General features: G+C 42.5%; 4 protein-coding genes. 3 read left to right on the top strand and 1 reads right to left on the bottom strand.

Going from position 1 to position 6,776, the window contains the following annotated elements; genetic code table 11:
• Nucleotides 1-1,334 precede the first annotated feature (1,334 nt).
• The 3 genes from IQ229_RS07465 to IQ229_RS07455 all read left to right on the top strand — a co-directional run bounded on the left by IQ229_RS07465 (nt 1,335) and on the right by IQ229_RS07455 (nt 2,849).
• Nucleotides 1,335-1,472: a hypothetical protein gene (locus tag IQ229_RS07465; protein ID WP_194042579.1), complete on the top strand. Its 138-nt coding sequence runs from the start codon at nt 1,335-1,337 to the stop codon at nt 1,470-1,472.
• A 260-nt stretch (nt 1,473-1,732) separates the two neighbouring features.
• Nucleotides 1,733-2,569, top strand: coding sequence for a hypothetical protein (locus tag IQ229_RS07460; RefSeq protein WP_194042577.1), 837 nt, complete (start codon nt 1,733-1,735; stop codon nt 2,567-2,569).
• A gap of 67 nt (nt 2,570-2,636) precedes the next feature.
• Nucleotides 2,637-2,849, top strand: coding sequence for a hypothetical protein (locus tag IQ229_RS07455; RefSeq protein ID WP_194042575.1), 213 nt, complete (start codon nt 2,637-2,639; stop codon nt 2,847-2,849).
• 339 nt (nt 2,850-3,188) lie between these two features.
• On the opposite strand, the gene IQ229_RS07450 is transcribed toward IQ229_RS07455, so the two are convergent.
• On the bottom strand, nt 3,189-6,770 hold the full coding sequence (locus tag IQ229_RS07450) for a WD40 domain-containing protein (protein WP_194042574.1): 3,582 nt from the start codon (nt 6,768-6,770) through the stop codon (nt 3,189-3,191).
• Between the last annotated feature and the right edge of the window lie 6 nt (nt 6,771-6,776).

Genomic DNA, 6,776 nt, shown 5'->3' with positions numbered 1-6,776 from the left:
TTTCAACACTGCTTTTAGCCAGTTAAGATAGAAAACTTAAGCGGAAAAGTTTGTGTTTTTAATCTGGATTTTAGGCAAAGTTCCAACTGAAGCGGTTTTGAGCCAACAGTAAATGTAAATAACAGGTTTTGCTAACTTTGCTAAAATTTGCATTTTGTACCATTCTCAAGCAATTGGTTATTTAAGTAATTTGCACAGGTATAATCTCCAAATTTCTTGCTAATAGGGTTGAACATTACTAACACTCGCCTAAAAAACAGAAATGTTTCTTTACATCCACTACGGGGCGGGCGATCGCGTGTAAACAGCTTTTATTACTCTCATGAGAGTATAATAAATGTACTTTCCGCTTAACTCATCAGGGGTATTTGATTGGGTTCAAGAACGGCTATCTCCACTATCACCGTAGTAGATAGGTACAGGGAGCAACGCGAGCAGCGAGCAGTATTGGGGAAGGTACGGTGGAGATGCAAAGTCAGCCCAAGGGGACACACAGTTTTACCAAATTTAATTCGCTAAGAACTTATGCAAAGTTGTACTAAGGTGTTATGTTTTGCCAAATCAGTTTTTACAGATGCACGTTTTTGAAAACTGAAATCGCGCTATTGCCCACATATCAAGCTTTTTAGGCTAAATAGTACATTTATCTGTGCAACTTTAAATTTGAAGAGGAGAATGTTACAGGAAAAAAATAACTTATCTTTATCTTAAGTTTCTTATCTTGAGTTGCAAAAGTTTTGTAAAGTTAGCAAACTTAAATCAACAGGCATCAATCAATCAACCACGTAGATAAGGGTGCATAAGATGAGCAATCAGCAATGCTGCGAAACTTTAGATTCGTCTACATTGCCTCTGGATAAACTCCTTCGGTTGCAGATTAAGTCTGCTGCCGAACGGTTGTGCGTACCACCAAGGCACTTTGGCAGGATACGAGATGAAGGAGTATTTACTTCTAATTCTTCCGCCACCCATTGGAGTCTCCCTATGACGGAGGTTTACAATAGGGAAGACAGATGACACCGCCCATGCTTTGCTTCTTTCACCAGCAGTGCAACTAAAGGGCAGTTTAGACTTTGTTTGACACTATCTGATCAAAATGAGCGTTGCTTCTAATTAAATATGCAGGATGGTAATGAAACACATCCTGTGTGCAATCCATTTGTTACTTATAAAATAAAAGCTTCCTGTTAGTTTCCCTAAACCTTATACACGAATGAAGCCGTTTGTCAATCAGGTTTCTGTCAATACATAAGTCCTAAGGATATGGGATTTTCTCGCCATCTAAGTCATCTTTAACTACCTCTTTTCTTGGAAACGTTCAGCGAAACTCACAATTGGACATTGCGTTTCTCAAAGAAAATCAGCAAATTGCCCATGCCTTGGTAGCCAAGGCGGTGGTCAAAATGCTGAAAGACATAGAAATGCAATATGCAGTTGGTGTTTCGGTAGGTGCGATAAACCGCCCACCGTAGGCGATCGCATTCCTCTAGCATTCCAATACCACAAGCTGTAACACAGTTCAATTTACTTACTTGACTGGCAATTTTTTGGAATTGTCGCTTAATAACGCCTCAAATAGCTCAACCCATTGTACTGTCTACATTTTAACCATCGGGCGAAATGCTTGCTGCACTGGATTTCATGGGTTATTTAGCTTATTTCGCAACAACTCTGTTATTGCCACGAGTGACTTGCCCCAATTCTGTAGCAACCATAAGTGAGGAAAGGAACTATGCGTAATGATTTTTTAACTAATACTGATTCAGCGTGTTTCGTACCTGATGAAACAGCGATCAAGACTGCTAACTACACTTCAAGGCATCGATCCAGTTCTGCAAAAGGTGGCGATCGCTCCGCCTTAAAGATGAGTGATGCAGAGAGGATAGCTCAAACTCAGAAGCTTTTAGATAGAGCGATCGTAGATGCTTGGTACACAGTCAAGAGCGATCGCAGACCACCAAAACTGACTCGTACACGCTGGGTATGGCGACTCACAGGTCTTTACCATCTGTGCCACTCGACTACTCGACTGATGGAGGAAGCTGCTCAAAGCTTTGCTTCAGCAAACCGCAAGAGTTTAGCACAATGGGCTACAGAAAAAGCCAGAGAGGAAGCGGGTCACGACCAACTTGCCTTGCTCGATATCCAGTCGATGGGATATAAAGCCGAAGCTGTTGTGGAAGCACTTGTTCCTCCCGCTGCAAAGGCTTTGATGAATCACTTTACCAGAAGCGTGCGGGACTCAGATCCAATCGGTTGCGTGGGGTATTCCTATACAGGGGAACGCCTAGCGATATGCAGAGGAGTGGAGTATATCCAGATGGTAGAGGCATTGCTACCACCGGATACCAATGCAACCCGCTGCCTGCGGGTACATAGTGCCGTTGGCAGTGATGTGAAGCATGTAGAGGAGACGATTGAGATGATTGCAGAGCTTAGTGATGATGAGCGTGTTCGCGTTGCGAGAGCCTGTTACAAAGCAGCGTTGTTGCGCTTTAGCCCACCTAAGGAACACTACATATCAGATGAGGAAATTCAGAATGTTTTAAAACCACTAGTGCTCGCTTAATAACCGAACAACCAAAGACAACTCACACCTTTAACAATATAACTCAAATAGCTACAAGGAGAAGAGAATGAAAACTACAACAGCTACAGTTATCGATCGGCAATCAATGGAAACTACACCAGCTACAGTTATCGATCGGCAATTTTTGAGTCCCGATTATTGCAGCCTCATTAAGAACAGCTTAGAGGTTTTGGATAACATGGAGAGCGATTTGGAAAGCATTATGGTTAAGGAGTTCGCGCGAGGATTGCCAAGCGACATTGACGGCAGCGATGTTTAGTTGTTGCTTACCTGTGTATTTTAATAAATCAGGTTTGAGCTAACACATGATGTCCCTGATTGTCTAGTCACTATCAAGTAAGTGTTGAAAGAAGCTTTGAGGCTGGTTTAACCTAACTACTGTGACAAATAGACAATCAGGGATTAACGCTTATGACCTGATATTTCAGTCATATTTTGTGGTGAGTTTCTCTAGGGAGTGTAGTCTCTTCAGGTTTAGTATAACTAAATCTTTGTAAGTTTTCGGCTTTGTCCTGTTTATTATTACATCTTTTACTTTGTACAAAGCTTATAAAGCTTTCCAACTTGTGGCTAATAGTCAGAGCATATCTGGAGTAATTTAACTGTTAGATAAGCTATTTTCAGAAGTAACTGCTCCAAGAAGTTTCAACATAGAAATCGTTGCGCCAGTTATACCTGTAACCTCTTGAATATTTGTTCCCTCATATAATTTCTTAGGTTTCAAAATCTTTAAGCACTCACTCGCGCTCACATTCCAAAGTCGAATTGTATCGTCGGTGCTGCTACTAGCCAAAGTTTGATTATCTAGGCTAAAGGCTACTGACCAGACGAAAGCCGAATGTCCACGCAAGGTTTTTTTGCATTCACCAGTACTGAGATCCCACAACTTTATTGTATGATCGGGACTGCTACTGGCTAGGGTTTGACCATCTTCACTAAAGGCGACTGTTTTAACGATAGAATTATTCTCACCAACCTTAAAAATCTTGAAACAAGTACTATTTTTGACACTCCACAACCGAATTGTTCCGTCATAACCACCGCTTGCCAGCAGTTCACCATCTGGACTAAAAGCAATTGACCAAACCCAATTTTTATGTCCTTTTAGAGTTTCTTTGCACTCACCAGTACTAACATCCCACAACTTTATTGTGTGATCCCATCCACCACTCGCCGCTGTCCTCCCATCTGGACTGAAGGCAACTGATGCAACCGCGGCATGATGTCCCAGTAAGGTTTGTAAGGCTTGACCCGTATTCACATCCCATAGCCTCACCGTTTGATCGTCACTGCCGCTTACCAACATTTGCCCACTTTGACTGAAGGCGACTGACGTAACCGCAGCACGATGTCCCAGGAAAGTTTGCAAGGCTTGACCCGTATTCACATCCCATAACCTCATCGTTCGATCGTCACTGCCGCTTATCAACATTTGCCCATCTCGACTGAAGGCAACCGATCGAACCGCACCACCATGTCTCAAGAAAGTTTGCAAGGCTTTACCCGTATTGATATCCCATAGTCTCACTGCGCGGTCTTGACTGCCACTTGCCAGCGTTCTTCTATCTGAATTAAAGGCAACTGACCAGGAATGGCTAGTATACCCAATGAAAGTTTTAAGACATTGACCAGTGCTAACGTTCCATACTTTTATAGTTTGGTCATCACTGCTACTGGCAAGAAGATCGCTTTGCAAATTAAAGGCAACAGAAAGCACCCAACCAGAATGTCCTTCAAGAGTTCTAAGACATTCACCAGTGCTAATGTTCCATAGCCTCACCGTCTGGTCGAGACTACCACTAGCGATGAAATTGCCTTGAGGACTAATTGCAGATGACCAAACTGGAGCACGATGCCCATGTAGACTTTTGATACATTCACCAGTGTTTAAGTCCCACAATTTCACTGTGCGGTCATCGCTACTACTCACTAGTATTTGGCCGTCTGGACTGAAAGTGATTGACCGTACCCCATCATCATGTCCATGAAGAATTCTTTTGCATTCATCACTGCTAATATCCCATAACCTGATTGTGTTGTCATCACTACCGCTTGCTAGGGTCTGTCCGTTTGGACTAAAGGCTACTGATATTACCCAATTTGTATGCCCCGAAAAAGTTCTCAGGCATTCACCAGTGCTAACATCCCATAGCCTTATTGTGCGATCGTTACTGGCACTAACTAACGTGTTACCATCTGGACTAAAGGCTACTGACCAAATCTCATTACTATGTTTTTGAAAGGTTTGCAGACATCGCCCTCTGCCAATATCCCACAGGCGCACGGTATAGTCACTGCTTCCACTAGCAAGGATACTACCATCCGGACTAAAGGCTAGTGACGGAATCCAGTTAGTGTGTCCCTTACAAGTTAGAAGGTGCTTCCAATCCGAAACTTGGTAAAAGTGGATCTCACCACCAGTATCACCCATCGCCAAAAGTTTTCCATCGGGGCTAAAGGCTACCGATGAAACTCCACCAAAAGTTTCAGCAAAAACAGACCGATCAAAATTGGCGTTTTGAAAATTGACATCGTGCAATTTCACATTCCGCAGGTCTGCTTGCCAAACACTCAGAAAAGAAAAATCATAACCGCTGAGGTCAGTTCCTAGATAACAAAGCAGATTGAGAACATTCCCAGCTGTATAACTATGTTCTAAAGGTGATGTCTCTCGTGACTTTGCTATAATTTCAGTCAGCTGATTTTCTAGGTTTCTTTTGCTTCTTAAGACAGTGACCAAGCCATCTATAACTGGCTTTAGAATCACGCGAATTTGAGTTTCCCTCACGTAGTCTTTTGCTGTCGCTTTCATCAAGGCATGACACCTGAACAAATCAAGATTCTGAGTTTCAATTTCCTGACAAACTATTTCTATCAATCGCTGAGTCACATACTCCATCACTACAGGTTGTAGCGTGAAGAGTGCTGTGCTTTTTTCTACCAACGATCGCCTTACCAGAGATTCCAGAGCCTCCAGTAAATTTTGTGGTGGAATTGGTGATACAATATCCTCTCGTATTACTGATAGCGAAACTGGCTCACGATTAATTGCTAGCCAGTAAATTATATCCTTCTCTAAATTTGCCAAGCGCGAAAACTGCTGGTCTAGCAGATCGCGAATGCTGCCAAAAACAGCAGTGTAATGTTGCAGAAATTCAGCAACATTACCATCAAAAACATCTTGGATCGTTGTCGCTACTATCTTCAAAGCAAGGGCATTGCCTGCATAACGCTCGACTACTGCTGGTAATTCTGACTCTGAGACAGAAAAACCCTTGGCTTCAAAAATTTTTTGCCCTGCTACTACCTCTAAACCACTGAGTTGTAATGAGCGAACAGCTAGTGTTTCTCCTCCGAGTGACGCTATATCTTTGGGTTTTTCACGAGAAGTCAGCACCAAAGAGCTTTGATGCATAACTTGTCCCAACCGTTTGATCAGTAAGCCATAATCCTCATAGCCTTCTCGATAGCATCCAGCATAAGCGCCTGTTTGCAAAATAGTCTCAACATTATCTAATACGATCAGACAGCGCTGTTGTTGCAAATATTCAATCAGTTGTGATATTCTTCCATCTACACTTTTTGCTAAGTCAATTTCTAATACCTGCTCATTAGAGAAAAATTGAATTAAATTTGCCAGTAGGTCAAAAAGTGGGGGAGCATTGTAGAGCGATCGCCAAATAACATACTCAAACCATCCTTGAACCTTTTGTGATAACTTGGCAGCCAGAGAGGTTTTACCAATTCCCCCCATTCCCAACAGCGCTACTACTCGACAGCGTTCCTGGATCAGCCATTGCTCTAATAGAGTCAGTTCATCTGTACGTCCATAGAAAACAGATACATCCACCATCTCCCCCCAATCAACGCGCTTGGGGTTCTTCAAGTTTTCCTGCCCTTTTAAATTAGAGTCTGGACTTATATAATCGCTTACATCCAATTCTAAATTAAACATCATAAACAAACGAACAAGCGTCCGTTTGTCAACCCCGGTTTCACGAGTAAGTATCTTTCTGAAAGTGACAGGAGTGATCCCAGCTTGTTCGCTTAATTCTTCTAAGGTAGATTTGGAGCCATTGTTTTTCCTAAATTCCCACTCAAGTTTGGCATCCTGAAGCTTTTGCCATCCTTCACGAGTCAGTATAAGCCCACGATTGCGTTTGGGTTTCTCCGGTTTCATAATTTC

Origin of the sequence: Nostoc cf. edaphicum LEGE 07299 (assembly GCF_015207245.1) — a bacterium.
GTDB classification, from domain to species: domain Bacteria; phylum Cyanobacteriota; class Cyanobacteriia; order Cyanobacteriales; family Nostocaceae; genus Nostoc; species Nostoc edaphicum_B.
This window is presented reverse-complemented; position numbering and strand designations above follow the sequence as displayed.